The organism is Paraburkholderia madseniana, from assembly GCF_009690905.1.
In the GTDB taxonomy this organism is placed as follows: domain Bacteria; phylum Pseudomonadota; class Gammaproteobacteria; order Burkholderiales; family Burkholderiaceae; genus Paraburkholderia; species Paraburkholderia madseniana.
This window is the reverse complement of sequence record NZ_VOSW01000025.1, coordinates 28,985-53,302: the sequence shown is the minus strand read 5'-3', so window position 1 is coordinate 53,302 and position 24,318 is coordinate 28,985. Positions and strand designations below refer to the sequence as shown.

The 24,318-nt window shown below is 62.2% G+C and carries 22 protein-coding genes; 11 read left to right on the top strand and 11 right to left on the bottom strand.

Translation table 11 applies throughout. The features are described 5' to 3' along the window. Positions 1-209 precede the first annotated feature (209 nt). From FSO04_RS15205 to FSO04_RS15195, 3 genes are all read left to right on the top strand, one after another. Entirely contained in the window at positions 210-1,166 is a 957-nt protein-coding gene (locus tag FSO04_RS15205) for a metallophosphoesterase family protein (RefSeq protein ID WP_154560467.1), read from the top strand. A 29-nt stretch (positions 1,167-1,195) separates the two neighbouring features. Continuing rightward, positions 1,196-1,540: a cupredoxin domain-containing protein gene (locus tag FSO04_RS15200; protein ID WP_154560466.1), complete on the top strand. Its 345-nt coding sequence runs from the start codon at positions 1,196-1,198 to the stop codon at positions 1,538-1,540. Between the two features lie 1,239 nt (positions 1,541-2,779). After that, positions 2,780-3,925, top strand: coding sequence for a GGDEF domain-containing protein (locus FSO04_RS15195; protein ID WP_154560465.1), 1,146 nt, complete (start codon positions 2,780-2,782; stop codon positions 3,923-3,925). A 9-nt stretch (positions 3,926-3,934) separates the two neighbouring features. On the opposite strand, the gene FSO04_RS15190 is transcribed toward FSO04_RS15195, so the two are convergent. The 3 genes from FSO04_RS15190 to FSO04_RS15180 are packed head-to-tail and all read right to left on the bottom strand — an operon-like array spanning position 3,935 to position 5,518. Beyond that, the gene (locus FSO04_RS15190) at positions 3,935-4,150 is read right to left on the bottom strand and encodes a DUF1289 domain-containing protein (protein WP_154560464.1); all 216 of its coding nucleotides are present in this window, start codon (positions 4,148-4,150) and stop codon (positions 3,935-3,937) included. Positions 4,151-4,152: 2 nt separating this feature from the next. Further along, positions 4,153-5,229 carry a CDF family Co(II)/Ni(II) efflux transporter DmeF gene (gene dmeF, locus FSO04_RS15185; protein WP_154560463.1) on the bottom strand — a complete coding sequence of 359 codons (1,077 nt, stop codon included), beginning with the start codon at positions 5,227-5,229 and terminating at the stop codon, positions 4,153-4,155. 13 nt (positions 5,230-5,242) lie between these two features. Further along, positions 5,243-5,518: a metal/formaldehyde-sensitive transcriptional repressor gene (locus tag FSO04_RS15180; RefSeq protein WP_154560462.1), complete on the bottom strand. Its 276-nt coding sequence runs from the start codon at positions 5,516-5,518 to the stop codon at positions 5,243-5,245. Between the two features lie 192 nt (positions 5,519-5,710). Here FSO04_RS15180 and FSO04_RS15175 point away from each other — a divergent pair, with 192 nt between their 5' ends. Next, positions 5,711-6,556, top strand: coding sequence for a phytochelatin synthase family protein (locus tag FSO04_RS15175; RefSeq protein WP_154560461.1), 846 nt, complete (start codon positions 5,711-5,713; stop codon positions 6,554-6,556). A 65-nt stretch (positions 6,557-6,621) separates the two neighbouring features. Here the strand turns inward: FSO04_RS15175 and FSO04_RS15170 are convergent, their stop codons facing one another. The 3 genes from FSO04_RS15170 to FSO04_RS15160 all read right to left on the bottom strand — a co-directional run bounded on the left by FSO04_RS15170 (position 6,622) and on the right by FSO04_RS15160 (position 9,089). Next, positions 6,622-7,269, bottom strand: a complete 648-nt coding sequence (locus FSO04_RS15170; RefSeq protein ID WP_154560460.1) for a glutathione S-transferase family protein — start codon at positions 7,267-7,269, stop codon at positions 6,622-6,624. A 135-nt stretch (positions 7,270-7,404) separates the two neighbouring features. After that, on the bottom strand, positions 7,405-8,877 hold the full coding sequence (locus FSO04_RS15165; protein ID WP_154560459.1) for a sodium:solute symporter family protein: 1,473 nt from the start codon (positions 8,875-8,877) through the stop codon (positions 7,405-7,407). Beyond that, positions 8,874-9,089 carry a DUF3311 domain-containing protein gene (locus FSO04_RS15160; RefSeq protein WP_154560458.1) on the bottom strand — a complete coding sequence of 72 codons (216 nt, stop codon included), beginning with the start codon at positions 9,087-9,089 and terminating at the stop codon, positions 8,874-8,876. Before FSO04_RS15160 ends, FSO04_RS15165 begins: the two co-directional genes overlap by 4 nt. A 347-nt stretch (positions 9,090-9,436) precedes the next feature. On the opposite strand from FSO04_RS15160, the gene FSO04_RS15155 reads away from it, so the two are divergent. Next, complete coding sequence (locus FSO04_RS15155; protein ID WP_154560457.1) at positions 9,437-10,114, top strand: MarC family protein; 678 nt, start codon at positions 9,437-9,439, stop codon at positions 10,112-10,114. Positions 10,115-10,200: 86 nt separating this feature from the next. After that, on the top strand, positions 10,201-11,034 hold the full coding sequence (locus tag FSO04_RS15150; RefSeq protein ID WP_154560456.1) for a class II glutamine amidotransferase: 834 nt from the start codon (positions 10,201-10,203) through the stop codon (positions 11,032-11,034). Between the two features lie 124 nt (positions 11,035-11,158). Here FSO04_RS15150 and FSO04_RS15145 read toward each other — a convergent pair whose 3' ends face one another. Further along, positions 11,159-12,112 (bottom strand): LysR family transcriptional regulator, encoded by a 954-nt coding sequence (locus tag FSO04_RS15145; RefSeq protein WP_154560455.1) that lies wholly within the window; start codon positions 12,110-12,112, stop codon positions 11,159-11,161. Positions 12,113-12,212: 100 nt separating this feature from the next. Here FSO04_RS15145 and FSO04_RS15140 point away from each other — a divergent pair, with 100 nt between their 5' ends. Next, positions 12,213-12,578, top strand: coding sequence for a nuclear transport factor 2 family protein (locus tag FSO04_RS15140; RefSeq protein WP_154560454.1), 366 nt, complete (start codon positions 12,213-12,215; stop codon positions 12,576-12,578). A gap of 98 nt (positions 12,579-12,676) precedes the next feature. Beyond that, entirely contained in the window at positions 12,677-13,306 is a 630-nt protein-coding gene (locus FSO04_RS15135) for a glutathione S-transferase family protein (RefSeq protein ID WP_154560453.1), read from the top strand. 16 nt (positions 13,307-13,322) lie between these two features. Here FSO04_RS15135 and FSO04_RS15130 read toward each other — a convergent pair whose 3' ends face one another. Then, the gene (locus FSO04_RS15130; RefSeq protein ID WP_154560452.1) at positions 13,323-15,074 is read right to left on the bottom strand and encodes a cobaltochelatase CobT-related protein; all 1,752 of its coding nucleotides are present in this window, start codon (positions 15,072-15,074) and stop codon (positions 13,323-13,325) included. Positions 15,075-15,107: 33 nt separating this feature from the next. Then, entirely contained in the window at positions 15,108-16,334 is a 1,227-nt protein-coding gene (locus tag FSO04_RS15125; RefSeq protein WP_154560451.1) for an AAA family ATPase, read from the bottom strand. Between the two features lie 283 nt (positions 16,335-16,617). On the opposite strand from FSO04_RS15125, the gene FSO04_RS15120 reads away from it, so the two are divergent. The 3 genes from FSO04_RS15120 (at position 16,618) to tkt (ending at position 20,541) form a co-directional block, all read left to right on the top strand. Then, positions 16,618-17,724, top strand: coding sequence for a porin (locus FSO04_RS15120; RefSeq protein ID WP_154560508.1), 1,107 nt, complete (start codon positions 16,618-16,620; stop codon positions 17,722-17,724). Between the two features lie 266 nt (positions 17,725-17,990). Beyond that, positions 17,991-18,236, top strand: a complete 246-nt coding sequence (locus tag FSO04_RS15115) for a DUF6723 family protein (RefSeq protein WP_093644253.1) — start codon at positions 17,991-17,993, stop codon at positions 18,234-18,236. Between the two features lie 220 nt (positions 18,237-18,456). After that, positions 18,457-20,541 carry a transketolase gene (tkt, locus tag FSO04_RS15110; RefSeq protein ID WP_154560450.1) on the top strand — a complete coding sequence of 695 codons (2,085 nt, stop codon included), beginning with the start codon at positions 18,457-18,459 and terminating at the stop codon, positions 20,539-20,541. Between the two features lie 32 nt (positions 20,542-20,573). Here tkt and zapE read toward each other — a convergent pair whose 3' ends face one another. Both zapE and FSO04_RS15100 read right to left on the bottom strand, forming a co-directional pair. Beyond that, complete coding sequence (gene zapE, locus FSO04_RS15105) at positions 20,574-21,680, bottom strand: cell division protein ZapE (RefSeq protein WP_154560449.1); 1,107 nt, start codon at positions 21,678-21,680, stop codon at positions 20,574-20,576. Between the two features lie 19 nt (positions 21,681-21,699). Further along, complete coding sequence (locus tag FSO04_RS15100; RefSeq protein ID WP_154560448.1) at positions 21,700-24,021, bottom strand: hybrid sensor histidine kinase/response regulator; 2,322 nt, start codon at positions 24,019-24,021, stop codon at positions 21,700-21,702. Between the last annotated feature and the right edge of the window lie 297 nt (positions 24,022-24,318).

Here is a 24,318-nt window from a genome sequence, read left to right as displayed (position 1 = left end):
CATAACCGCCGCCGCGGCGCGGCTATTCCCATTTCCCGTTTGTTCAGACGCCGCACATGTAAGCCTGTACGGCTGGATTCATCAGCCGGCACTAATTTTCTTTTTCATGGAATAAAACCGTCGGCACGCCAGTCTTCCTGATGAACCGAGTCGTGTGGCCCGCCGGATGATCCCGCGGTTTGCCTGCGAATCCCTATCGTGAGGTCAACATGTCGTCACATCATTCATCCGATCCTGCATTCAACCCGTCACGCCGTGGCGCCCTGAAATGTCTCGCTTTCGGCGGCGTAGGTACGGTGTTCGTTCTTGCCGGCGGCATTCTCACGCCAGTGGAACTGGCCCTCGCGGCCGACGCGAAATCATCCGCGACGTCCATGGGCGTGCCGCTTTTCCTGCAGATCAGCGATTCGCATATCGGCTTCAACAAAGAAGCCAACCCGGACGTCGCGGGCACGCTCAAACAGACGATCGACTACGTCAACGCCATGCCGGTCAAGCCCGCGCTGACCATCCACACGGGCGACATCACGCATCTGTCCAAGCCGGCGGAGTTCGATCTCGCGGCGCAGTTGATGTCGGGTCTGAATATCACGGAACTCCACACCGTGCCCGGCGAGCATGACGTGACGGACGGCCCCGGAACCGAATACTTCAGCCGCTTCGGCAAGGCGTCGGACAACAAAGGCTATTACAGCTTCGACCACAACGGCGTGCACTTCGTCGGACTCGTCAACGTGATGCATTTCAAGCCTAACGGCCTGGGCGGTCTCGGCGACGACCAACTCGCCTGGCTCGAAAATGACCTGAAGGGCCGCTCGTCCAGCACGCCGATCGTCGTCTTTGCCCATATGCCGATGTGGACGATCTACGAACCGTGGGGGTGGGGCACAGGCGATGCCGGTCAGGCCATGAGCTATCTGAAGCGCTTCGGCTCGGTGACCGTGTTGAACGGCCATATTCATCAGATCGTGTCGAAGGTCGAAGGCAATATCACTTTCCATACCGCCCGCTCGACAGCCTATCCGCAGCCGACCGCCGGCAACGGTCCCGGCCCCGGGCCGCTTACGGTAGCAAGCGATCAGCTCCCGAAGATGCTAGGGGTGACCAGCATCAAGATCGTGGGTCATCCGCGCAAGGCGACGCTTGCCGATACGACACTCGTTTGATTCCAGAATTTTTTCGCAGGAGATCACTTATGCAAAACAATGCTATTCGCCGCGCGTTCTTTGTACTGCTCGGGAGCACAACGCTCATCGCGGCATCGGCCGGACTTTCCGTTGCGCGAGCGGAAACGCCCAGCGCCGTGGTGATCAAGAACTTCATGTTTTCGCCGATGGCGCTGACGGTCAAAGCCGGCTCGACGGTGACGTGGAAAAATCTCGACGGCGAGCCGCATACGGTCGTGAACGCTGCGGGCATGTTCCGCTCCGCCGCGCTCGATCAGAACGACTCGTTCCAGTTCAAGTTCGATAAGCCGGGCGTCTACAAGGTGTTTTGCGGCATCCACCCGAATATGAAAGAAACGATCACCGTGCAATAGGTGACGGATCGGGTGTGGGGCGTCCTGCGCCCCACTGGGCATGCATGGCGTTTTAAGCCGTCGCTGCCGATAAGCGCGCTCCAGATTGGCGTGTTTATTGCGTGACGCGGAGTTGCCGTGCATGTCCCCATCGCTGCCTCCACCGCCACGTGGAGGCGGCCTGCAAGCGCTCGCGGCCCAGCCCGTGGATAGGCCGCGGCGTTGAATCTTTTACCTGTCTCATCGACGCAAAGCGGACTCGCAAAGCGCGCGTTTAAAGCGCAGCATTACCGTGTTGTCGCTACCCGGCGAGCGGGATAAATTCTTCCAACAACAACGCCAGATCGACCCCGCTGAATCGTATTAACAATGTCTGCCGACGTGTCAGACATGTGAGGATTCCGGAGAGTATTGCGATGTTCAACGATACCGAATTTTCAAAATCTGCCGTAGAGAGTCCGGATATTGGCTTCGATGCTGGCGCTGAGCCGGCGGCTGCGGCACCGCCTGTGCGATTTGGACGTCTTGTCCTGTGTGTCGCGACGGCAAGCGCGCTGGCTTTTGGCGTAGTGGGTACGGTCGCGTACGGTGTCTGGTTCAACCACGATCAACAAGCGTATGCCGACGCCATGGCGCGTGCGCGGCAGGCGCTCGGCACGGCTGCATCAGCCGCTGCAGGGCCGGCGTTGGCGAAATCGATTGCGACGCCACGACCGGCAACTTTCGCGGCAGCGCCGCGATTGGCGACGGCGGCAGCGGCAGCGGCAGCGGCAGCGGCAGCGGCAGCGGCAGCGGCAGCGGAGGGGACAGCGGGCGGTATGCAAGCACCCTCAGTAAAAGCGGTGACAACGGGAGCGCAGGTAACAGCAGTTGCGCCGGCGACGACGGGCACGCAGGCAACAGTAAATCCACCGGCAACAGCACGAATGCAGGCAGCAGCGGCAGCGCCGGGCGGAGAAGAAGGCGGAAAACTGGCCTCCTGGTCTGGTCCAGTGACGCGACTCCCGGCGCATACGGTTAGCCAAACCGGCGTGTCCGACGCAACAACCGCCGTTTTGGCCGCGTCTTCCACGCCTGCCGCTCAACGCGCGGCGCCCCCATCCAAACCTGCTCCGCAGCAGTTGGCGTCCGGCCGGTCAGGCAGAGACGCGCGTCTCGCGCAGCAGGATCGTCGCGCCGCTTCGGCGGCAAATGCCAGGCACAAAGGCAGTCTGTTTGCCCGGATGGGTTCGTTCTTTCGTCGCGTAAGTTACCGGCAGCATGACAATGGAAGCCGGCAAGACATCTATTCCCATCCCTGAGCGGGCGCGTCCCCCTCGCGCCGCTCGTGGGCGCGCTCTCGCGATCCGCTTCCGGCCGGGCCCGGCTGCGATCGCCGCCGCCGCGCTGGTTTGTCTGCTGATCGGCCTTCTGTATCTGGCGCTGCAAATCCGGACGATCTTTTCCGATCAGTTGAAGCAGGAATACGCGGGGCTCGTTCTCGAAGCGGTCGAACGGGCGGAAAGCGCCCGGAATCTGGTCGGCGTCTGGCAGCAACTGCCCGACGCCACGGATGCCAGTGCCGCCGGGTATCGGCACGCGCGTACCGAACTTGCCCATCGCCTCGCGTTGCTCGCGGCGCTTGTGAATGCGAGCCCGTCGGCGGCACCGCGTCTGCCGCCAGCTTCGCTCACACCTGACGCCGATCTGCGCGACTCGGACGCCGTGCTCGGTACCGTGTCGGCCTGGTGGCGGGCGCAGCGCGATGCCGACAGCGCCGATGTGCGCGTGCGGATTGCCCATGTCGCACGCACGCTGATCGCGTCGGCGGCCTTGCTGTTCTGCATGCTGATCACCGCGCTGGGGATGTATGCCAAACGGAATCGTCTGCTGGCAGGACAGTCGCACGAATTCGAATGGGCGGCGCTGCACGACGCGATGACCGGCTTGCCGAACCGGCGCAAGCTGTTTGCCACGCTCGAAGCGGCGGCGACGAAAGTGCCCGCGCGCACCGGGCCGTGCAAGATTGCCTTGCTGTATATCGATCTGGATGGATTCAAGCAGGTCAATGACTCGCTTGGTCACCGCGTCGGCGATGAGTTTCTGATCGCGGTTTCGAAACGTTTTCGCGAGTCGGTGCGTAAAGTCGATGTCGTCGCCCGGATCGGCGGCGACGAATTCGCCGTTCTGGTCCGTGAATTTTCAACGAATGCGGAGCTCGGCGAAATCGCCCGGCGGCTCATCGCCTGCGTGGTTCAGACGGACGAGGAGATGGGGGTCGGGCTGGTTCGCGCCAGCATCGGCATCGCCAGTTTTCCGGATCTCGTCGGCGATTACCGTCGCCTCGTGGCCGCGGCCGACGAGGCGATGTACCGGGTCAAGCGCAGTGGCAAGAACAGTTATGCGTTCGCTGATCCGGCGAACTGACAGGCGCCTCTAGGACGTTTGCGTCTCCGGCGTCTCCGGCGTCTCCGGTACCCCCGGTTTTACCTTGGCCTTGCGGCGCGAGGCGTCATTGATAACCTGATGGCGCCGGTAGTCGGTCATGTTTTTCCACTCGCGAATCTCGTCCCGGGTGCGCAGGCATCCGATGCAGAAGCCTGTTTTGCCGTCGATTTTGCAAATGTCGATGCAGGGTGATTGAATTGCCATCTTCAGGCGATCTGTTCCGTTGGGTTGACTTCGACAGTGACGTGCGACAGTCCGTTAAAGCGTTTCAGCAACGCATGATAGAAACGCGAGTCATGGCGCGTTTCCTGGGTCGCGACCGATATTACCGCACTCATATGACCGGGGCCTACGCGCCAGACGTGCAGATCGAGCACCTTGTCGCCGTTATCTTCGATGGCGTGGCGCACGTTTTCCGTCATGCGCTGGTCGGGGTTGATATCGAGCAGAATCGCACCCGTGTCGCGCATCAGTCCGTATGACCAGTTTGCAATCACCAGCGCGCCGATGATGCCGGCGAGCGGGTCCATCCAGAGCCAGCCGAATTCACGCGCGAGAACGAGGCCGATGATGGCCAGTACCGAGACCGCGGCATCCGCGATCACGTGAATGTACGCCGAGCGGATGTTGTGATCCCGTTGGGCCGCGCTTTCGGCATCGTGATGGGCCGCGTGAGCGTGGTTGTCGTGAGCGTCGTGGGCGTGACCCTCTGCGTGATCGTGATCCGCATGCCCGTGACCTTCGTGCCCGTGAGCGTGTTCTTCATGCTCGTCACCATGATGTCCGTGCCCATGACCATGCCCATGGCTGTGTCCGTGATGATCGCCACGCAGCAGCCACACGCTTGCCAGATTTACCAGCAGACCGGCCACTGCAATCGGAATCGCTTCACTGAAATGAATGGGCACCGGCGAGAGAAAGCGCGACACAGCTTCGTATCCGATCAGCAGCGCAATCATGGCCAGCGCAATAGCGCTCGTGAATCCCGCGAGGTCGCCCAGCTTGCCAGTACCGAATACAAAGCGTGAGTCGCTCGCGTGCTTGCGCGCGTACGTATAAGCGAGCGCCGCGATCAGCATCGCCCCCGCGTGCGTCGACATGTGCAGGCCATCCGCCACGAGCGCCAACGAACCGAACAGGCTGCCGCCGACGATTTCGGCAACCATCATCACGGTACACAAAGCGATCACCGCCCATGTTCTGCGTTCGTTCTTTTCATGGGCGGCGCCCAGAAAAATATGATCGTGTCCCGCGCCGAAGGCGGCGTTTCTAAAGTCACTCATGTCCTGCTCCGGTTTACTTGAAATAGCTGTGAACAACTTCGATGAGTTGTTCGGTGGCGCTGCCGACGGGGTCCTCGTCAGTATGTGCATCCACCAGGTGATTTCTGATGTGGTCCTCGAGCACGACCGCCAACAGACCATTCATTGCGCCGCGGCAACTGGTGATCTGCTGGAGAACGTCGGCGCAGCCGCGCTCGTCTTCGAGTGCGCGTTCTATGGCCTCGATCTGCCCCTTGATGCGGCGAACGCGGTTGAGAAGCTTCTGTTTTTCCCGAATCGTGTGGCCCATGAATGCTCTCGAAAATACCATAGGGGGGTATATCTTATCAGATCGAACGGACGCGGTTCAGTTCGCCGGCTTCCGGGCCGCACATTCACACGCCGAGCTGTTTCGTGTTAAAAAATCGGGGTTCGCCGATGCGGGATGGAATGCGTCGGCTTGGCCGAAGTCGTTCCCAAGTCATCCGCAGCGGAAGGGTTAATGTCCAGATATTCGTTGATGCGCGCCATGCAGCGCGTAAGCCGGCCTGAGTGGATTGTTGTTGTGCTGACGGCGACACTGGCGGCATGCGCGTCGCTGCCACCGGCTGCAAATCAAGCCACGGATCAAACCTCGCATCAAGATACGCATCAAGCCCCCGCATCGGGCACGGCGCGCGCAGCCGACGGGCCGCTGCCCGTTCCACCGAACCTGATCGCGCTGACGCAGCCAGTTGGCCAGAAGCGCTTGATGGCCAACGCCAATAACCAGTCGTACTGGCCGCTTTCGCAGTACTTCGAAACGCAGCGCAACGAAGCCTACTGTTCGGTCGCGACTTCGGTGATGGCGCTCAATGCATTGGGCATTCGCCGTCCCGAGTCGACGCAGTACCCGGATTTCCCATTCTTCTCGCAAGAGGATTTTTTTCGCAGCGTCGATCCGCAGGTGGCCAACGCCGCGCGAGTATCGAAGGAGGGCATGACGCTCGACCAGCTCAGCACGGTCCTAAGCGCATTTCCTGTCGAGGTGAGGAGCTTCCATGCCGGCGACCTGACGCTCGATCAGTTTCGCGATCTGATTCGTGACACGACGGGCCATAGCGACCGCTTTGCGTTATTGAACTTCAGGCGGGTGGAGATAGGCGAAGCAGGGGGCGGCCATTGGTCGCCACTTGCCGCATACGACGCGGCGAGCGACAGCGCGTTGCTTCTCGATGTGGCGCGCTACAAGTATCCGGCCGTCTGGGTACCGGTCACGCAACTGTATGCAGGGGCGCAAGCGGTCGACAACGTGAGCGGACTTTCACGCGGCATCGTGATCGTCGGCACGCGCGCGAACTCGAACTAACTGACGTTGTTCACAACCAGGCGGTCACGCCAACCGCCGACGAGCGAAAATTAGTTGCGCGCGCATCAATCATCCTGGTTGCGCCATTCGGTAAGCCCCTCTCGCGCATTAAATTCAATGAACGAGGGCAGAGCCCGCAGCCCGCGGATATAGCGCGCGAGATGCGGCCAGCCGAGCGCGGGGCGTGGCATGTTGCGTGTCCAGCGCATCAGCATGACGGCGAGGAAATCGGCCGTGCTGAGCTTGCCGCCGACCAGATAGTCACGTCCGTCGGCGAGATCGGCGTCGAGCCTGTCACAGGCTTCTTCGATGCGCCGCTGCGCGAGCGCTTGAACCGCTACGGCGCCGGCAGGATCGCCGTCGACGTCCGCGTAAAACCAGTCGCGCATGGCGGGCAGCAGCGTGTTGGCCAGATAGATCATCAGTTCCAGCCACGCGGCCCGGTCGGCGGAACCCGGAGCCGGCGCGAGGGCGGCTTCAGGATGCCGCTCGGCGAGCAGCATCAGCAACGCGGCCGACTCGTGGCGCGGCGTTCCGTCGACCACCAGCGTGGGAACACGGCCCGAGGGATTCAGCCGCAGATAGTCAGGGTTTCGCTGATTGCCGGCGTCGATGTCGACAAGATGGACATCGAACGGGATGCCCATTTCAATCATCATCCAGTGAACGGCCATGCTTGCCGCGCCCGGCGAGTAGTAAAGACGATAGTCCATTCATTCGCTCCGCATACTCATTCGATTCGATCGACTTCAATTCGGGCGAAGTCTAGCGCGATTCGCGAAAAAAGGGGTTGGCGCCTTAAGCGACCAACCCCTTCAACCGCTATGCAGAAAGATGCGAAGAAACGCTCAATGCACCGGCGCGTGAGTCTGCTCGACCGACCGCGGCTGCGTCACAGCGCTCACCACGGCAAAAACAATCACGTTCACGGCCAACGCCAGGAAGCCGATATTGACGTCCTTCAACGCGTCAGGCAAAAACGGCATCAACTGCCCGATACTCAGATGCATGGTCGTCGTCAGCGTGACGACCGCGACGCCCGCAAGAATCCCGCAAAACGCGCCGTACTTGGTCGCCCGGTTGTGCGGCAGCAAACTGCAGATCACCGCCGGAAACAGTTGGGTCACGAAGCTGTAGCCCATCAGCAGCAACGCCACGATCGTCTCGCCGCCATGCAGCGTAAAACCCACCGCCACCAGCGCCACCACCGGCACCAGGAAGCGTGCGAGCTTGGCCACCGTCGCGTCCGACGCCTTGCGGCTCACCATGCCGCGATACACGTCGTTGGCGAGCAGCGTGGACGCCGACGTCAGAATCATCGAGCCCGGCACCAGCGCCGTCAGAATCCCGGCCGCGCCGATTACGCCGACGAACCACGGGTCAAAAGTCTGCAACGACAAACGGAACAGCGACAGGTCGATGTCGCCACCCTTCAGGCCCGGCACCTTCAGCGTCGCCGCAAAGCCCACGAAGAACACGAACAGCAGAATCAACTGATACAGCGGCAGCACCATCGCGTTGCGCCGGAAAATACGCTCGTCCTTCGCCGTAAAAATCGAGCCGAACGTGTGCGGCCACATGAAGAAGCCCAGCGCGGTCAGGAGCACGGTCGACTGGAACCAGGTCACGCTCGAACCCTTCGCCGGGAAGGTCAGGAAGCCTGGACGCGCGGCGTCGATGGCGTGAAACATCTCGCCGAAGCCGCCGTAGTAGTGCAACGGCAGATAAATGCCGAGGAACAGCACGATCGCCAGAATCAGCGTATCTTTCACCACCGAATTCCACGCGGAGCCGCGCACGCCGGAGATGGTCACGTAAGACGTCACCACCGCGGCGCCGATCCAGATGGCGGCCGTCGACGAAATCGCGCCATACGAGGCAGTCGCCACGATGATGCCGAGGCCCTTGAGTTGCAGCACGAGGTACGGAATGAGCGCGGCCACGCCGACCAGCGCGACGAGCGTGCCGAGCGCCGGGCTGTCGTACTTGCGTGAGAAGAAGTGCGGCTGCGAGACGAGATGGTGATTCTTCGCGTAACGCCAGATGGGCGGCAGCATCCAGTACGAGAGGATGTACGCCAGCGTGCCGTAGGCAAGAATGTAGTAGACCGGCGCGCCTTTGCCATAAGCAAAACCACTGCCGCCGAGGAACGTGAAGGTAGTGTAGATTTCGCCCGCCATCAGCAGGAACACGAACGCAGTGCCGAAACTGCGGCCCCCCACGGTCCACTGTTCGAGACTCATGTCGTGGCCGCGCCGCGCGCGCACGCCCAGGTACAGCGCAAACAGCGTAATGGCCGCAATGATGACGAGTGCGCTCATGATCGGACCTCCTCGGCATCAGTTGCAAGCTGCCGGTTGCTCGGGTCCAGACGGTAGATGATCGCCATGATGATCGAACTGAGCACCACCCACATGACGATCCAGGCCAGCACGAACGGCATGCCGAGCACCAGCGGCTCGACACGATTCACAAACGGGACGCCGAGCAGAATGCCGATGAACGGCAGCGCGGCGAGTACACGAAGCAACATGGGGGCAGCTCCTCGAACCGGTAAGTACGTCTCGTTGAAAGTGCGGCTTCGCTGGGGACTGTATGCCTGATGCTTCGGTTACGTAAAGTAAGTCAAAAAAGTGTAGGCTTTCCGAAAGTTGTGCGCGCATCTTTCGGCGCTCGTCTGCTGCGGTGCAGCGCCGCGCGCTGTGTGCATCGCCCCGTTTTTTGCCAATGTGCGTGCCGCGCCGCGATATCATCTGACCCACGCAACGCGAGCATCAATCTGGACCGCCCGAAGGCGTCCGGCACTTCAACCTGGCGTGGCGCGCCGGTGGGCAGTCAGTCGATCAGTCCGCCCGCGCCGCTGCCCGAAACGGATCGCATATGGTCGAAAGTCTGATCTCGGACATTCTCTTTGGCTTTACCGGGCTGATCAGCATCATCAACCCAATCGGCATGGCGTTCGTCTTTCTCGACCGGACAGCATCGCTCACCACGGAAGACCGCACGGCGCTCGCCAAGAAAATCGCCTTCAACGTCATGTGCGTGTTGCTTGTCGCCTTCTTTGTCGGCACCCCGATTCTTCATTTCTTCGGCATCTCCATGGAGGCATTGCGCATCGGCGGGGGCCTCGCGGTCGCCGTCGGCGGCTGGCAGATGCTCAACGCGCCCGACACGCAGCCGGCCGAGCAGCCGGCGGTCAAGCGTGTGGACGCGGATAACGCCACGTCGAAAGCGTTCTTCCCACTCACCATTCCACTCACCACCGGGCCGGGTTCGATCGCTACCGCGGTCGCGCTGACCGCGAACCGCACGCATAAACTCTCGGCGTTCGTGCTGTCGAGCATCGCGTCGGTGGTGATCACGCTTCTGGTGGCGGCCACCGTGTATCTGATCTACAGCCGGGCGGTGGTGTTCGCCAAGTATCTCGGCGTGGACGGCACCAAGGTTGCGATGCGCGTCTCGTCGTTTCTGCTCTTGTGCATCGGCGTGCAGATTATCCTGACCGGTTTTTCGGAGTTCCTGATACCGATCGCCCAGATGCAACCCGTGGTCAAATAGCGGTCGGCGGCACGCGCGCCTGGTCGAGGCTCGCGCGTGGTTCGTCAGACATCTCGTCGCATTTCGTCGCAACCGGAGGAGAACTCATGTGCCGCTGGCTCGCTTATACCGGTAACGCGCTGCAACCCGAAACGGTGCTGTTCAACGCCAAACACTCCCTGATCGACCAGAGCCTGCATTCGCGGCTCGGCCAGACCACCACGAACGGCGACGGCTTCGGCATCGGCTGGTACGGTCATCCCACCGACATCCCGTTTCGCTACCGCTGCATCCAGCCCGCGTGGAGCGACCGCAATTTACGCGAGGCGGCGCGGGCCATCCGCGCGCCGCTGTTCGTCGCGCACATCCGTGCGGCCACCGGCACGCCGTCGCAGGAAACCAACTGTCATCCGTTCCGTTACGGGCGGTGGCTCTTCATGCATAACGGGTTGGTGCGTAACTTTCCGCTGGTACGCCGCGATCTGATTCTGGCGATCGATCCCGAGTTGTTCCCGTCAATCGAAGGTTCGACGGATTCCGAGGTGCTGTTTTTTCTCGCGCTGACCTTCGGTCTCGAACTCGCGCCCGTTACCGCGCTCGAGCGGATGGTGGGTTTTGTCGAGGATATCGGGCGCAAGCACGGTGTCGATGAGCCGCTGAACATGACCGTATGCGCCACTGACGGCGAGCAGATCGTCGCGGTTCGCTATTCGAGCGAAGGGCAGTCGCGCTCGCTCTTTCACAGCACCTCGTTCCGGCATCTGCACGATCTGTATCCGGACGACCCGCGCATCGCGACGGCGGGCGAAGACGCGTTCCTCGTGTTGTCGGAGCCACTGTCGGATTTGCCGGGCTGGTGGGAGGAGATTCCGGAGAGCACGGCCGTGGTCGCGCGGGGCGGAGAGATCGATCAGTATCCGTTCAAGCCGCAACTGGCGTAGGCGCGCTTTGATGCGCTGGTGTCGGGAGTTGGAAGTTCGTTCAACTAATATGGGCCGCCTCGTCGTGTGCACGACCCACGGCGCAACGGGTGTCGACTGAGAGCGAGCGCGAGCAACTCACGGCTTACTTCCTGCGTTGCTTCGGTGGCTTCCACGCCATCATTGCTTCGGCGCTCCATTGCGCGACAGTTAGCCTGGCAATGAGGAAGTCTGCCAACGCGCCCACCTTGGCGGGACGGGCGCGGGCCGTCGGCGTCACGAAGTAGAGACCGCCCTCAGGCAGGCGCCAGTCGGTGAGTATCGGTTCAAGCTGCTTGTCGCGGAAATACTGTGTGGCGACGAACTCAGGGAGTTCGGTGATCGCGAAGCCTTCGAGGGCTGTGGGCAGAAGCGCCTCGACGCTCGTCCCGCGCAGCGGACCCGTAGGGGTAACAGAGCATTCCTCGCCGGCCTCATTCGTGAATCGCCAAACGTCGCGCCTGGATCTGTTCGCATAGGTGAGGCATTGGTGGGCTCTCAAATCCTCAGGGTGCTGCGGCCGGCCGTATCGGGCGAGGTAGCCCGGAGACGCAACGACAAAGCGGTGCACCGGCACGATAAGGCGCGCAACGAGGGACGAGTCTTCCAGGATCGCGATCCGAAGCGCGGCGTCAAAGCCATCTCCGATCAGGTCGGCGTGGGCATCGGTTAAGTGAAGATCGACAGCGATTTCAGGGTAGGTTCGGAAAAACTCTGGCAGAAGGGGCGCGACCCAGCGGGCACCGAAGGAAAGGGGCGCGGCAAGCTTGACGAGCCCTCGCGGCCGGCTGGAGGTTTCACGGGCGAAGTTCTCCGCGTCCTCGGCGTCAGCGTAGATCCTGGATGCGCGCTCAGCCATCATGTGACCGTAGTCGGTCAAGGCAAGGCGACGAGATGTTCGATTGAACAGGGTGCCGCCCAGGCGCTCTTCCAGCCGGGTGACCGCCCGCGAAACGGTGGCCACGGATACCCCCATTGCTCTCGCTGCGCCCGCGAATGATCGCTCCTCGGCAACCTTGGCGAACATCGCGATCCCTTCGAAGTCCGGTAGTTTTGACATCGACAATCCTGCAACGATTGATTTCAAACATTTCTATTTCGCATTATCGCGCTTCGCCGCAAGATTGTCTCTCCGAAAGAATGAACCAAGGAGAATAGCTATGTCTGACCGAACTCATGAACTGCTCCACCGCAACCTTCAAGAGGTATTCGGCGAAGGGGACCCAATCCGACGTCGCGCCGCGATCAAAGAGCTGTACACCGACGACTGTGCGCTCTACGTTCCGCCGGGCATCTTCCTCGGCCATGACGCACTCGACAAGTTTGCGGGGGAGCTGCGCGCGACGCACCCTCACTTCGTCTACACGCCTGTTGGCGAGCCACAGACTCTGCACAACGCCGGGCGTCTCGCATGGAGTTCAGGCGCGCCCGGCGAAGCGCCGGACTACACCGGCATCGACGTGATCATCGTTCGTGACGGCAAGATTGCAGCACTCTACGTCTTCCTCGACGCTCTTCCGACCTAATCCTGGCAACGCTCACGTGGTGTTTGATCGCGACGCAGCGAGGGTTGCGCTCAACGGGTGGCATGCCAGGAAACAATTCAAATCAAAGGAACTTTCAAATGGTCAAAGTACATGCGTACGCAACGCCAAACAGCGTCAAGGTAACGATCGCCCTCGAAGAAATGGGCGTCCCCTATGAACTCGTGCCGGTCAACCTGCGCAAGGGTGAACAGAAGTCGGATGCCTTCAAGGCCATGAACGCAAATGCCAAGGTCCCTGTCCTGGTGGATCAAGCCATCCTGGGCGAAGCTGACATTGCGCTGAGCGAGTCGGCCGCCATACTGGTCTATCTCGCCGAGGCGACTGGAAAATTGCTTCCCAAGGCAGGCGTCGAGCGCGCCCTGGTATTCGAACAACTATTCTTTCATGCCTCCGGGCTGAGCCCAGCGTTCCTGCAGGCCTTCCTGGTGAAGCTCCAGGCATCTGCGGCACCGGAAGCAGCAGCGCGGGCGCTGGCCGAGGTCAACCGCACGTTGGGTGTACTTGAACGTGCGCTGGAGCGGGGCAAGTTCGTTGCCGGTCGCGAGTTCTCGATCGCGGATATCGCGCACTTTGGCTGGATCCGGCGGCACGAGTCGGTCGGCGCGAGCCTTGAGCAGACGCCAAATGTCGCTCGGTGGTTTTCGGATGTCTCTGCGAGGCCTGCGGTGATCACCGCCATTTCGAAGACCATGGCACTCGCTCAGTAACTTCTAACTCGCGACACTAGCGCGTCAGCAGCATCGAACTCAACACCGAGAACACCGTCGACGGCAATTCGGCAAGGCGGCTCACCACCACATTGTGTGGATAGAAGTCCTCGACCGCATCGGTCAGCACGCCGATTCCCAGCAGTTCGATGCCGCGCTTCTGGATCGCCGCGACGCGTTCGCGCAGATCGTGGCGCAGTACCTGCGGGTCACCGTCGCCGGTCGACGGATAGCCGTCGGAGAACACGATCAGGATCCGCCGCTCGGCTTGATGATCTGCGAGCCGCGTCGCGGCCCAGGCGAGCGCCTCGCCGTCAGGATTTTCGTGGCCGCAATCGATCGTGGCGATCCCGCTCAGATCCGTCGCGCCAAAGCGTTTATAGACTTTCAGATCGAGTCGCTCGACAAAGCGGTTATAGCGCTGCAAATCCGCGCCGGCCGCCAGTTGTCGCTCATACAGTTGCTTCATCGGCGTGGACTCGAGCGAGCAATAGCCAAGCACTTCGCAGTCGAACGACAACTGCGTCAGCGCATCGCACAGCGCGGTCGCGCACAGGCGCGCGAGCTCGATCTTGCGCCCGGCCATCGAGCCGCTGCGATCGATCAGCAAGGTCACCGCGACGTCGCGCCCTTTGGCTGCCCGCTGCGTGCGAAACGGCGTGCGGTAACCGGGCGAGGTCGCCAGTTTGGCGAGCGAGGTGCGGTCGATCTCTCCGCGTTCCTGTTCGCGACGCCAACGGATGCGTTCGTCCGCGCTCAGCGCACGCTCCAGTTTCTCCTTGAGCGGCGCGGTGTCCGCTCGGGCTTGCGCGCGAAGCTCGCGCCATGTCGCGCTGTCGCCTTGACCGGTGACGTCGGTGATCTCGTCGAATTCGGTGGCGAGCGGAATCGATAGCCGCGCGCGAGCGGTGTCTGAAGCGGTACCGGCTTCGCCTTCGGAACGTGCCGACGCTTGCTGTGCATCGGCTAGCGATTGCCCCATGCCCACCGCGTTTTCCGCTTGCGCGCCACCGCTTTTATCGGACGGCGGTGAGGCTGAGTTGTCCTGATCGGGCAGGGCTGTGTCGTCATCGTCGAGTGGCGCCGAGGAAGACGCGGCGGTTTCCGTGTCGATGTCTTCAACCGGATCCGCGGTGAACACCATGCTGTTGACATCGCCCGCCGACAAAGCCCGCACGCGCGCCACCAAGGCCTGCGCTGCCGCGATGCTATGCGCGGTCGAACGGCTTCTGCGCGACTCGTCCAGCAGATCCTGGGCGGCGTGCAGCGCGGCCAGCAGGGAATGGCTCGCTTCGGTCCGGGTCGGTTGCTCGTCCCACAGCGCGCGCTCCACCAGCCAGACCAGCCGGTCGCGCCAATGCAGCTTCGGCCAGCGTTGCCGCGCCTGCTCAGCGGCATGCGCTCGCAGTTTACCGATGAACCAGCGTGCGCCCGGATACTCGTCGAGCAGTTGCGAAGAAACGCGGCGATCCTCGATCACCTGCGCGAGATTCGCCGCCACGCCCGGCGGCAGCGCGTCCATCTGTGCGAGTGACGAATGTTTGGCGCGTGCCACCAGCAGATCCAGATAGCCGATCAGCACGTCGCGCTCGACGCCGCCGCTCAACTCGTAATCGGGAATCACGATGCGGCCCGGCTCCACGCGGGGCCCATCCGGACTGAAGGCGACCGTCACGCCGTATTGCCCGGTCAGCACGCGCGCCACTTTGCTGAGCGTCGATTCAAACGCGAAGCCTCGCGTGTCGCGCATTGCGTGCATGGCGTTCATGGTGCGTGTTGTGCGTGTCGTGGTCACTGACCGTCAGGCAGCCGGCGCAATGTGATGGCGAACGATGCCGCGAATCAGCGCTGCGTCTTCGGGGCTAACCTTCGCATAGATCGCAGGACCGGCGGCGCGTTCGGGTTCGCCGGTGCGCAGCATCAACTCGGCCCAGTCGAGCAGGCGCCGCGTGGAAAATGCGCTCGACAGGTCTTCGCGAGCGAACGCCGCACGGCAGTCGGCGGCAATCGCGGCGAGGGTGGCGGCGAGCGCGCGTGTCATGTGCGGGGCGAGGGTGCGCATCAGCACGTCGGCTTCTTCGGCGGGCGTCAGATAGTCCAACATATAGACGCGCCAGCGATCGAGAAACGCCTCGTTCATCAGATTCGCGCCCTGATACAGATGACGGAACTGGCTCATCGCACCGACCGCATTGGCCGTCGCGAACAGCCGGAACGCAGGATGCGGCGCGACGATCTCATTGCCTTTCTCTTTCAGCACGAGACGCCCGTGCGGTTCGAGCACGGCGGTGAGGGCAGCGAGAATCGACGGCTCGGCGAAATCGATTTCGTCGACGATCAGCCAGAGGCCCTCGCGCATCGCCGTGGGCAGCACGCCGTCCACCCAGATCGTCTCGCCGCCCTTGACCGTCCAGAAGCCGACAAAATCGCCGACGGTGGTTTGCCCGTTCATGTTCGAGCGCAACACGCCGTGATGCGAGCGCGCGGCGACCTGTTCAATCAGGCTGGTCTTGCCGGCGCCGGTGTGACCGATCAGCATGACGCGCCGGTTCTCCACGATATCTTCGACGATGTCGTTAAAGCGCTCGGAAAACAGATAGGCCGGATTGATGCGAGGCACGAGCGGATTGTCGACGCCGCAGGGCACGTCGACACGACCGATGCGTACCGTTTCGCCCGCGTCCTCTATCTGCAGATGGCGCTTCGCCGCCGAGGCCAGCGCCGCAACGCGCTGCAACTCCGGCATGAAGGCCACCCGTTCTGCAGCGCCTGCTTCGTCCGCGGCGTCGGGCGTATCGATTGCAAAACCTTCGCGGCGCCATTTCTTCAGCTTCGCGCGCAGGTTTTCCGCGTCGACCACCAGATCGATATCGACCGAGCCGGTGCCGTTGCCGTCATCGACGCCATGTTCGAGCCGATAGTTTTCCGGCCGGTCCGCCACGCTGACGCGCCACCATTCCGCGCCGTTTTCTGTCGCACGTTGGTAAAGGCCAAGGTTTTCGTCTTCGGTCAGTTCAGGCACGTTCATGGCGAGTGGCAAAGGATGAATGGGCAAACGATCAATGCGTTTCTATTTGGCTGATGCCGAATGACCGACTATCTTATCGTGAGTACCTTTCGATCTCATCGATGAGGATTTCTTTTGAGGCGCGCCAATTCCACTGCGGATTTTCAATGCCGGGCGCGCAGTCCGCAAATGCTTATTGCGTCAAACGGATAGGCCAGCAAGCACCGATCACCTATAGTTCGGCGCGAAACGTGTAGTTTTACAACATTCTATTCTCGACAAAGAAACTCACGGCAAAACAATGATGAGACTACATACAAAATTAGTGGCCGCGCTGGCGGTGATCAGTCCGCTGGCCTATGGTCAAACCAGCGTGTCGTTATATGGCCGTCTCGACGGCGGCGTGGAATACCTGAATCACATCAATAATGGCGCGGGCGGCAGTTCGACCCGTTGGAGTGCGGAAGGCGGCGATTGGGGCACCAGTATGCTGGGCCTCAAAGGCAATGAAGATCTGGGCGGCGGGCTGAATGCGATCTTCAACCTCGAAACCGGTCTGCAAATCATGAACGGCACCACGGGTGGCGGACGGTTGTGGTCACGGCGTGCTTTCGTCGGCCTGAAGAGCGACCAGTGGGGCACGCTGCAGGCCGGGCGCAATCTGTTCATCGATAGCGACGGCGTGTGGGAATTCGACCCGTTCGTGCAGGAGGCATTTTCGTCGGCATCGCTCGTGCGCGGACGTAACTGGCAGCAGACGAGCAACAACGTCGAGTATCACAGCCCGGTGTTCTGGGGCTTCGACGTGCAGGCGCAATACGCTTTCGGCAATCAGGCGGGCGCGTTCAACAGCGGTGCAGCAGGCGAGTTTGGCCGCTCCGACGGCATCATGCTGACGTATCACTCGCCGCTCTTCGACGTGCGCGGCATCTACGACGAACTGCGTGACAGCAACGGCCGCTTCAGCAATATCTTCCAGGCTTCGCGCGAATATTTCGCCGGTGCGAATGTGCATTTCGATGCGTGGAAGATTCAGGGCGCCTATACGCATTACTCGGCGCCGGATTCACCGGCGGGCGTGGCCGACACTGCCGATCACTACTGGCTCGGCGCGACGTACAACATCCAGTCCCGCTGGGCGGTAACGGCGGGCGGCTATTACATCAAGGTCGGCGACGGCGGCAGCGATGCCGCGCACGACCCGTCCGGCCACGCGATGATGTACGTGCTCGGCACCACCTATAACCTCTCGAAGCGGACCTTCGTGTACGGCACGGTGGGCTACGTGCGCAACGGCAGCAACTCGAATTTTTCGCTTGAAGCGTCGCCGCGCGATGCCACCAATAACACGAGTCCACTCGCCGGCGAATCGCAAACCGGCGCGTATGTCGGGATGCTGCATCAGTTTTAATGCGGCTTCAGTGGTACGTTCGTAACGGCCGTCCGTACGACGGTCGCCGCAACCCGTTGAGGCAACAACAACCGCGTGTCGATTTGCCCAGGCGCACTGGAGCCGAGTTCATCGGATTTCCAGTGCGCGCTGTTTTACTCCCCTCCCAATCTCGCGCTGAGCCGATTCCGCTTCGGGTGGAACAGGTATTGCTGAACGCCGGTACGCAGCTTGCTGCCATTCGAATAGGCGCACCGGACCAGAGGTGCAGGGATAGGGATATACACATGGCGCGACATAAGGCCGACGTGGTTGACGACGACTTCGAGATTTACGCCAGCTATCACGGAACAGGCGACGGCCGTTACATAGGTGGATTGAAAGTCGTCAGAAAAGCCGACAGGCGGATTCTGTTTCCATTCGATGGCGCACCCGAGATCGGCCCGTACGCGACTGCCGACGAGGCGCGCCGCGCGGCGATCGACTACGGCCGCGAGATCGTGGCCGCCGACCGTGCGGCCCCCGAGAAGTAACGCGCCAGGTAAAGCCGCAAGCCGTTTGAAAGAACCATCTCCAATCATCGGCACAACACGGCACAGGATGTAACGCGCCGTGCAGATTTACGCGCATCGGCGCATCATCGATGAGCCTTGTGGTCCTCAAGCGTTCTTCCAGACGAACACCGGTCGCCGACCACGCCGATTCAATACGCGTCCCGGCGACGTCTCCAACCGCCGAACAAGGAGTGTCCCCATGCAAAACGATCCCGCCCTCGATCAGTTGTGCATCAACACGATTCGCACGCTGTCGATGGACGCTGTGCAAAAGGCCAATTCCGGTCACCCCGGCACGCCGATGGCTTTGGCGCCGGTCGCCTACCATCTGTGGCAAAACCACCTTGTTTATGATCCGGACGAGCCGCTGTGGCCGAATCGCGACCGCTTCGTGCTCTCGGTGGGGCACGCGTCGATGCTGTTGTACTCGCTGCTGCATCTGGCGAACGTCAAGGCCGTGGACCACGACGGCAAGCCGACCGGTGCGCCCGCCGTCTCGCTCGACGACATCGAACATTTCCGCCAGCTCGACAGCAGGACGCCTGGCCACCCCGAATTTCGTATGACCAGCGGCGTGGAGACGACCACCGGTCCGCTCGGCCAGGGGCTAGGCAATAGCGTCGGCATGGCGATGGCGGCACGCTGGCACGAAAGCCACTTCAACAAACCCGATGCGCCCCTGTTCGACTACCGCGTGTACGCGCTATGCGGCGACGGCGACATGATGGAAGGCATCTCGCACGAAGCGGCGTCGCTTGCAGGGCATCTGAAGCTGTCGAATCTGATCTGGATCTACGACAGCAACCGCATCACCATTGAGGGCCACACCGACCTCGCTTATAGCGACGACGTGGAGAGCCGTTTCCGCGGCTACAACTGGCACACGATGCACGTAAACGATGCCAACGACGCCGCGGGGCTGGAAGCGGCATTTGCCGAAGCAAAAAGCATCACGGACAGGCCGACGCTGATCGTGGTCCACAGCATCATCGCCTGGGGCGCCCCGCACAAGCAGGACACCTCCGCTGCGCATGGCGAGGCGCTCGGTGTCGAAGAAGTGGCGCTGACCAAGAAGTTCTATGGCTGGCCCGAAGACAAGTTCTTCTACGTGCCGGACGGCGTGCATGAACGCTTCGCGCAGGGCATCGGCGCACGCGGCAAGGCGGCGCGCGAGGCATGGCAGGCGAAGTACGACGCGTACAACAGGCAATACCCGGAACTGTCACGCGAATTCGCACAGATGGAAGCGCACGAATTGCCGGAGGGCTGGGACAGCGACATCCCTACGTTCGATACAGACCCGAAGGGCATCGCCTCGCGCGACTCCTCAGGCAAGGTGCTCAACGCGATTGCCGCACGCGTGCCATGGATGATCGGCGGTGCGGCCGATCTCGCGCCGTCCACCAAAACGAATCTGAAGTTCGAAGGCGCGGGCAGCTTCGAATCCGACGACTATGGCGGGTGCAACCTGCACTTCGGGATTCGCGAGCACGGCATGGGCGCGGCGGTGAACGGGCTCGCGTTGTCGAATATGCGCCCGTTCGGTTCGACCTTCCTGATTTTCAGCGACTACATGAAGCCGCCGATTCGCCTTTCCGCAATCATGGAAGTGCCGGCGATCTACGTGTTCACGCACGATTCGATCGGCGTCGGCGAGGATGGTCCGACCCATCAGCCGATCGAGCAACTGGCTTCGCTGCGTGGCGTGCCGGGACTGACCCTGCTGCGCCCGGGCGACGCGAATGAGGTCGCCGAAGCGTGGCGCGTGGCGATGTCACATCCGCGACGGCCGTCGTGCATCGTCGTGTCGCGTCAGGCGTTGCCGACCCTGGACCGCACGCGCTATGCGTCGGCCAAAGGCGTGCAGAAGGGCGCTTACGTGCTCGCCGATGCGCCTGACGGGCAGAAGCCTGAAGTGATTCTGCTCGCCACGGGCAGCGAATTGTCGCTATGCGCCGACGCCTACGAGAAGCTCAAGAGTGAAGGGATCGCGGCGCGAGTGGTGTCGATGCCGTCGTGGGACATCTTCGAGCAACAGGACGAGGCCTATCAGGATTCCGTGCTGCCGCCCGATGTGGATGCGCGCGTCGCTGTCGAGCAGGCGGCAACGCTGGGTTGGGACCGCTATGTCGGGCGGCACGGCGCGCAGGTGGTGATGCATACGTTCGGCGCGTCCGCGCCGTTCGCCGATCTGAAGAAGAGGTTTGGCTTCACGTCCGAGCATGTGTATGACGCGGCGAAGCAGCAGATTGCGCGGGTGAAGGGTAAGAGCAGCAAGGCGTAGGGTGTGTCTGCAGACGGTCGTTCACGCCGCTGTCATGGCTGAACGACCGTCTGCGCTGCAGCGATCTCAATCCTGCCGGCAGTGTTGTCGAGCGTGCTGCGATAACCGCGCGATTGCATTTCGGCGAGACGGCTCAGCGTTCTCGACAGATCGTGCGCGCCTTCGAGTCCGCTCAGCGCCGCCTCGATCGGCTGATCGGACGCGATGAACAGCGCGCATTTGCGGTCGTAGAAGATATCGACAAGCCATATGAGCCGCTGCAGCGTATGCGCTTTGGCGAGCCATTCAGTGTGCACCTGGTCGAGAATCAGACCGTGCCAATGCTCGGCGAGGTCCAGATAGTCAAGGTGTGAACGGCTCGCCACGCACAGGTTGTCGAAGTCCACCCATAGCAACGCAGCACCTGCGGCGCGCGCGGCGAGCGGCCGGCCTGCCGCGCTGACGGTGGCAGGCTCCAGCGTCTCGTTGCCTTCATAGCGCTCGAAAATTTCCAGGAGCGCGTCGCCAGTTGCCGCGTCGAGCGGTGCAAAGAAATGCGACAGCGCGGCTTCTTCGCCGCCGAAACGATAATCGCGTGCGCCGTCGAAGTGAATCATCGTGAAGCAACGTTTGATCTGTTCGATCGTCGGCAGGAAACGCTCGTGAAACTCCGGGTCGGACAGCAGGGCGTCCGGTGCGTAGTTCGAGGTCAGCACGATGCGCGTGCCCAGGCCGATCGCGGTATCGAGAAACCGGCCCATCAGGAACGCGTCGGCGATATCGTGCACGTGAAATTCGTCGAAGCACAGCAGCTCCACGCCGTCGAGCCATTGTCGCGAGACCGACCCCAGCCGGTCGTCGTCGCGCGGCTCATTCACCAGGCGCCGGTTCATCTCGCGCAGAAATTCGTGGAAATGCAGGCGCCGCTTCCGGCAGCTTGCCAGCTCAAATACCGTATCGACCACCAGGCTTTTGCCGCGACCGGGCAAGCCGTGGCAATAGACGCCCTGATGTGCCGGCGTGGAACCGGACTTTGTGCGTCGCCCGTTTGTCCCGTTTGCGCCCAGCAACGTGACGAGCGCCGCGATGGCATCGCGCTGAGTTGCATCGGGAACGATGTCGTGCGCGGCGAGGGCACTGATTACCTGATCATCGAGCATAGGCTGAAGTTTCTGTGCGTTAGCGGCTCAATACGCGTTGTAACTCCCGCGGATCGACAGGCTTGGTGAAATGATGGTCGAAGCCTGCTTCTTCAGCGGTCTGCTTGTCCTGCTGCTGACCCCAGCCGGTGACGGCGATCAGCAGAATGTCGGCGTCCTGATGATCGTGGCGAATGCGCCGCGCCAATTCATAGCCGTTCAGGCGCGGCAAGCCGATATCGAGAATCACCGCCTGCGGTGCGAATTCGCCGATCAGTTCCAGCCCGGCGATGCCGTCGCCGGCTGTGCGCACCTCGTGGCCTTCGAGTTCGAGCACCATGGCGAGGCTATCGGCGGCGTCCGCATTGTCGTCGACGATCACGACGCGCAAACCTGCCGTACGCGGCATCTCGGCCGGCGAACTCTCCGACTGCTCCGGGGTCGCTTTCGATAGTGGCAGGCGGATCACGAACTCGCTGCCGGTGCCTGGACCGTTGCTGAATGCGGCGACCGTGCCGCCGTGCAGTTCGGCGAGGCCGCGCACCAGCGCGAGACCGATGCCGAGACCGCCTTGCGAGCGCTCCAGCGCCGGGGCGAGTTGCGAGAACATTTCGAACACGCTGTCCAGATGCTCGCGCGGAATGCCGATGCCGGAATCGCGCACGACGATCACCGCTTCATCGCCTTCGCGCTCCGCGGCGAGCGAGATGCTGCCGCCGGGCGGCGTGTACTTGGCCGCGTTGTTCAGCAGGTTCAGGATCATCTGCGACAGGCGTGTGGGATCGGCGTCGAGATAGAGCGGCTCGCGCGGCAACGTCACGCTCAGATGATGCGCCGACGCCTGCACGGTGGGCCGCGCCGCTTCCATGGCGGATTGCATCGCACGCGCGAGTTCGAGCCGCTGCTTGCGCAATTCGAGCTTGCCCTGCGTGATGCGCGACACTTCCAGCAGGTCGTCGACCAGATGCGTCATGTGCTGCAATTGCCGGTCGAACACGTCGCGAGACCAGCTCAATTGCGGGTCGGCGAATTCCTTCAGACGCAGGATTTCGAGCACGTTGCGCATCGGCGCGAGTGGATTGCGCAACTCATGCGCGAGCGTGGCGAGAAATTCGTCCTTGCGGCGATCGGCTTTTGAGAGTTCCAGATTCAGGCGCTGCAATTGCTGTTCGGCGCGCCTGCGCCCGGTGATGTCGCGGCTCACGCTGACCGCGCCATAGATGTCGCCACGCGCGTTTGCCAGCGGTTTGACCACCGTTTCACAGACCCCGCGTGTGCCGTCGCGCCGCACGAAAGTCAGTTCGCGGCGCCACGTGCCGTCCGCGGCGAGGGCGGCGAGCACTTCCCGGTGGATGCGTAACGCGTCTTCCGGCGGATAGAACATGGCGATCGGCTTGCCGAGAACTTCGCGCCGGCGATAACCCAGCACGCGCTCGCCTCCGGCGTTGAAATCGGTGATGTTGCCGCGCAGGTCGGTGATAACGATCGCGTCGCTCAGGTGTTCGAAAATCGCTGCCTGGCGCAGCAGCACGGTCTGCGCGTCCTTGCGCTCGGTGATGTCGATGCCGAGGCCGTAGATTGTCAGCGGCTCGCCCTGGCGGTCGTAGGTGGCGCGGCCACGGCCTTCCATCCAGCACCAGTCGCCGCTTGCATGCAGGAAGCGGAATTCGGCGACGTAGTCGTCACCGCTTTTCACCGCATGATCGACTGCCTCGTTGAGCGCAATCAGGTCGCCGGGATGAATCAGTTCGAAAAAGCCACCGGGCATTTTCGCAAACCGTCCCTCGGCGAAGCCCGCGAGCGCTTCCAGTTCGCGGCTCCACCAGAATTTGCCTGACTTCGACTCGTGCGACCACGCACCCATGCGCGCCCCGCGCATGGCGAGGCTCAGCACGTCGCGGCTTTCCTGCAATTCTTTCTGAGCGAGTTGATGCGCGGAGACAGACGCTTCTGCGTTGCGGCGCGCAAGCAGCAAGTCCTGCTCGTACTTGTGACGATCCGCGACGATCAGCACCGCCACTTCGAGGTAGCTGCTTTCGCCGTGATCGCGGCGCACCGCGTTGAGCAGCATCGGCACCATGTGGCCGTCCCGATGCAGCATGTTCAGTTTGACCTCGGCCACCGAACCCTGCATTTGCAGCAGCGGCGACCAGTGCGTCCGATGGAACACCTTGCTGTCGACTGTCAGCAGATCCTGAATGTGCTTTACCTCGGCAAGCTCCGGCGCGCTATAGCCGAGCCAACTGCAGAAGGTTGCGTTCACACGCAGGATCCAGCCGTCGGGGGTGGTCACGAGCAGGCCGCAGGCGGCGTGCTCGAACAAGGTATCGGCGGACGGCAAGGGGCGGTGCGTGCTTTGCATCGTCTTACAGGCTCAGCGGCGCGAGGTGGCGTTGCATGCGCTGGTCGCCGACACCATGCGCCAACATCATGGTCCGCTTGCCGCTACCGAAAATCTTTACGTTGTTGCGCTTCGTGACGCTCATCGTCGAGTCCTGTGGCCTGCCGGGATGGGTAGGGAATACGCCAGGCCCGGCATCGATGCGGAATGTTACCGCAGTCTCGCCGCGAGGCCTGGGCTGCGCGCCGACATGGAAAAGTCATTCGTATCGTTGGCATGCCCGGTTCGCGACGGCGGTCTCAGCCCGGCTGTGCGGGA

What these genes read in the sequence shown, in the direction of transcription:
- FSO04_RS15205 (WP_154560467.1), top strand. Translation starts at nt 210, where the DNA reads ATGTCGTCACATCATTCATCCGATCCTGCATTCAACCCGTCACGCCGT.
- FSO04_RS15200 (WP_154560466.1), top strand. Translation starts at nt 1,196, where the DNA reads ATGCAAAACAATGCTATTCGCCGCGCGTTCTTTGTACTGCTCGGGAGC.
- FSO04_RS15195 (WP_154560465.1), top strand. Translation starts at nt 2,780, where the DNA reads ATGACAATGGAAGCCGGCAAGACATCTATTCCCATCCCTGAGCGGGCG.
- FSO04_RS15190 (WP_154560464.1), bottom strand. Translation starts at nt 4,150, where the DNA reads ATGGCAATTCAATCACCCTGCATCGACATTTGCAAAATCGACGGCAAA.
- dmeF (WP_154560463.1), bottom strand. Translation starts at nt 5,229, where the DNA reads ATGAGTGACTTTAGAAACGCCGCCTTCGGCGCGGGACACGATCATATT.
- FSO04_RS15180 (WP_154560462.1), bottom strand. Translation starts at nt 5,518, where the DNA reads ATGGGCCACACGATTCGGGAAAAACAGAAGCTTCTCAACCGCGTTCGC.
- FSO04_RS15175 (WP_154560461.1), top strand. Translation starts at nt 5,711, where the DNA reads ATGTCCAGATATTCGTTGATGCGCGCCATGCAGCGCGTAAGCCGGCCT.
- FSO04_RS15170 (WP_154560460.1), bottom strand. Translation starts at nt 7,269, where the DNA reads ATGGACTATCGTCTTTACTACTCGCCGGGCGCGGCAAGCATGGCCGTT.
- FSO04_RS15165 (WP_154560459.1), bottom strand. Translation starts at nt 8,877, where the DNA reads ATGAGCGCACTCGTCATCATTGCGGCCATTACGCTGTTTGCGCTGTAC.
- FSO04_RS15160 (WP_154560458.1), bottom strand. Translation starts at nt 9,089, where the DNA reads ATGTTGCTTCGTGTACTCGCCGCGCTGCCGTTCATCGGCATTCTGCTC.
- FSO04_RS15155 (WP_154560457.1), top strand. Translation starts at nt 9,437, where the DNA reads ATGGTCGAAAGTCTGATCTCGGACATTCTCTTTGGCTTTACCGGGCTG.
- FSO04_RS15150 (WP_154560456.1), top strand. Translation starts at nt 10,201, where the DNA reads ATGTGCCGCTGGCTCGCTTATACCGGTAACGCGCTGCAACCCGAAACG.
- FSO04_RS15145 (WP_154560455.1), bottom strand. Translation starts at nt 12,112, where the DNA reads ATGTCAAAACTACCGGACTTCGAAGGGATCGCGATGTTCGCCAAGGTT.
- FSO04_RS15140 (WP_154560454.1), top strand. Translation starts at nt 12,213, where the DNA reads ATGTCTGACCGAACTCATGAACTGCTCCACCGCAACCTTCAAGAGGTA.
- FSO04_RS15135 (WP_154560453.1), top strand. Translation starts at nt 12,677, where the DNA reads ATGGTCAAAGTACATGCGTACGCAACGCCAAACAGCGTCAAGGTAACG.
- FSO04_RS15130 (WP_154560452.1), bottom strand. Translation starts at nt 15,074, where the DNA reads ATGAACGCCATGCACGCAATGCGCGACACGCGAGGCTTCGCGTTTGAA.
- FSO04_RS15125 (WP_154560451.1), bottom strand. Translation starts at nt 16,334, where the DNA reads ATGAACGTGCCTGAACTGACCGAAGACGAAAACCTTGGCCTTTACCAA.
- FSO04_RS15120 (WP_154560508.1), top strand. Translation starts at nt 16,618, where the DNA reads ATGAGACTACATACAAAATTAGTGGCCGCGCTGGCGGTGATCAGTCCG.
- FSO04_RS15115 (WP_093644253.1), top strand. Translation starts at nt 17,991, where the DNA reads ATGGCGCGACATAAGGCCGACGTGGTTGACGACGACTTCGAGATTTAC.
- tkt (WP_154560450.1), top strand. Translation starts at nt 18,457, where the DNA reads ATGCAAAACGATCCCGCCCTCGATCAGTTGTGCATCAACACGATTCGC.
- zapE (WP_154560449.1), bottom strand. Translation starts at nt 21,680, where the DNA reads ATGCTCGATGATCAGGTAATCAGTGCCCTCGCCGCGCACGACATCGTT.
- FSO04_RS15100 (WP_154560448.1), bottom strand. Translation starts at nt 24,021, where the DNA reads ATGCAAAGCACGCACCGCCCCTTGCCGTCCGCCGATACCTTGTTCGAG.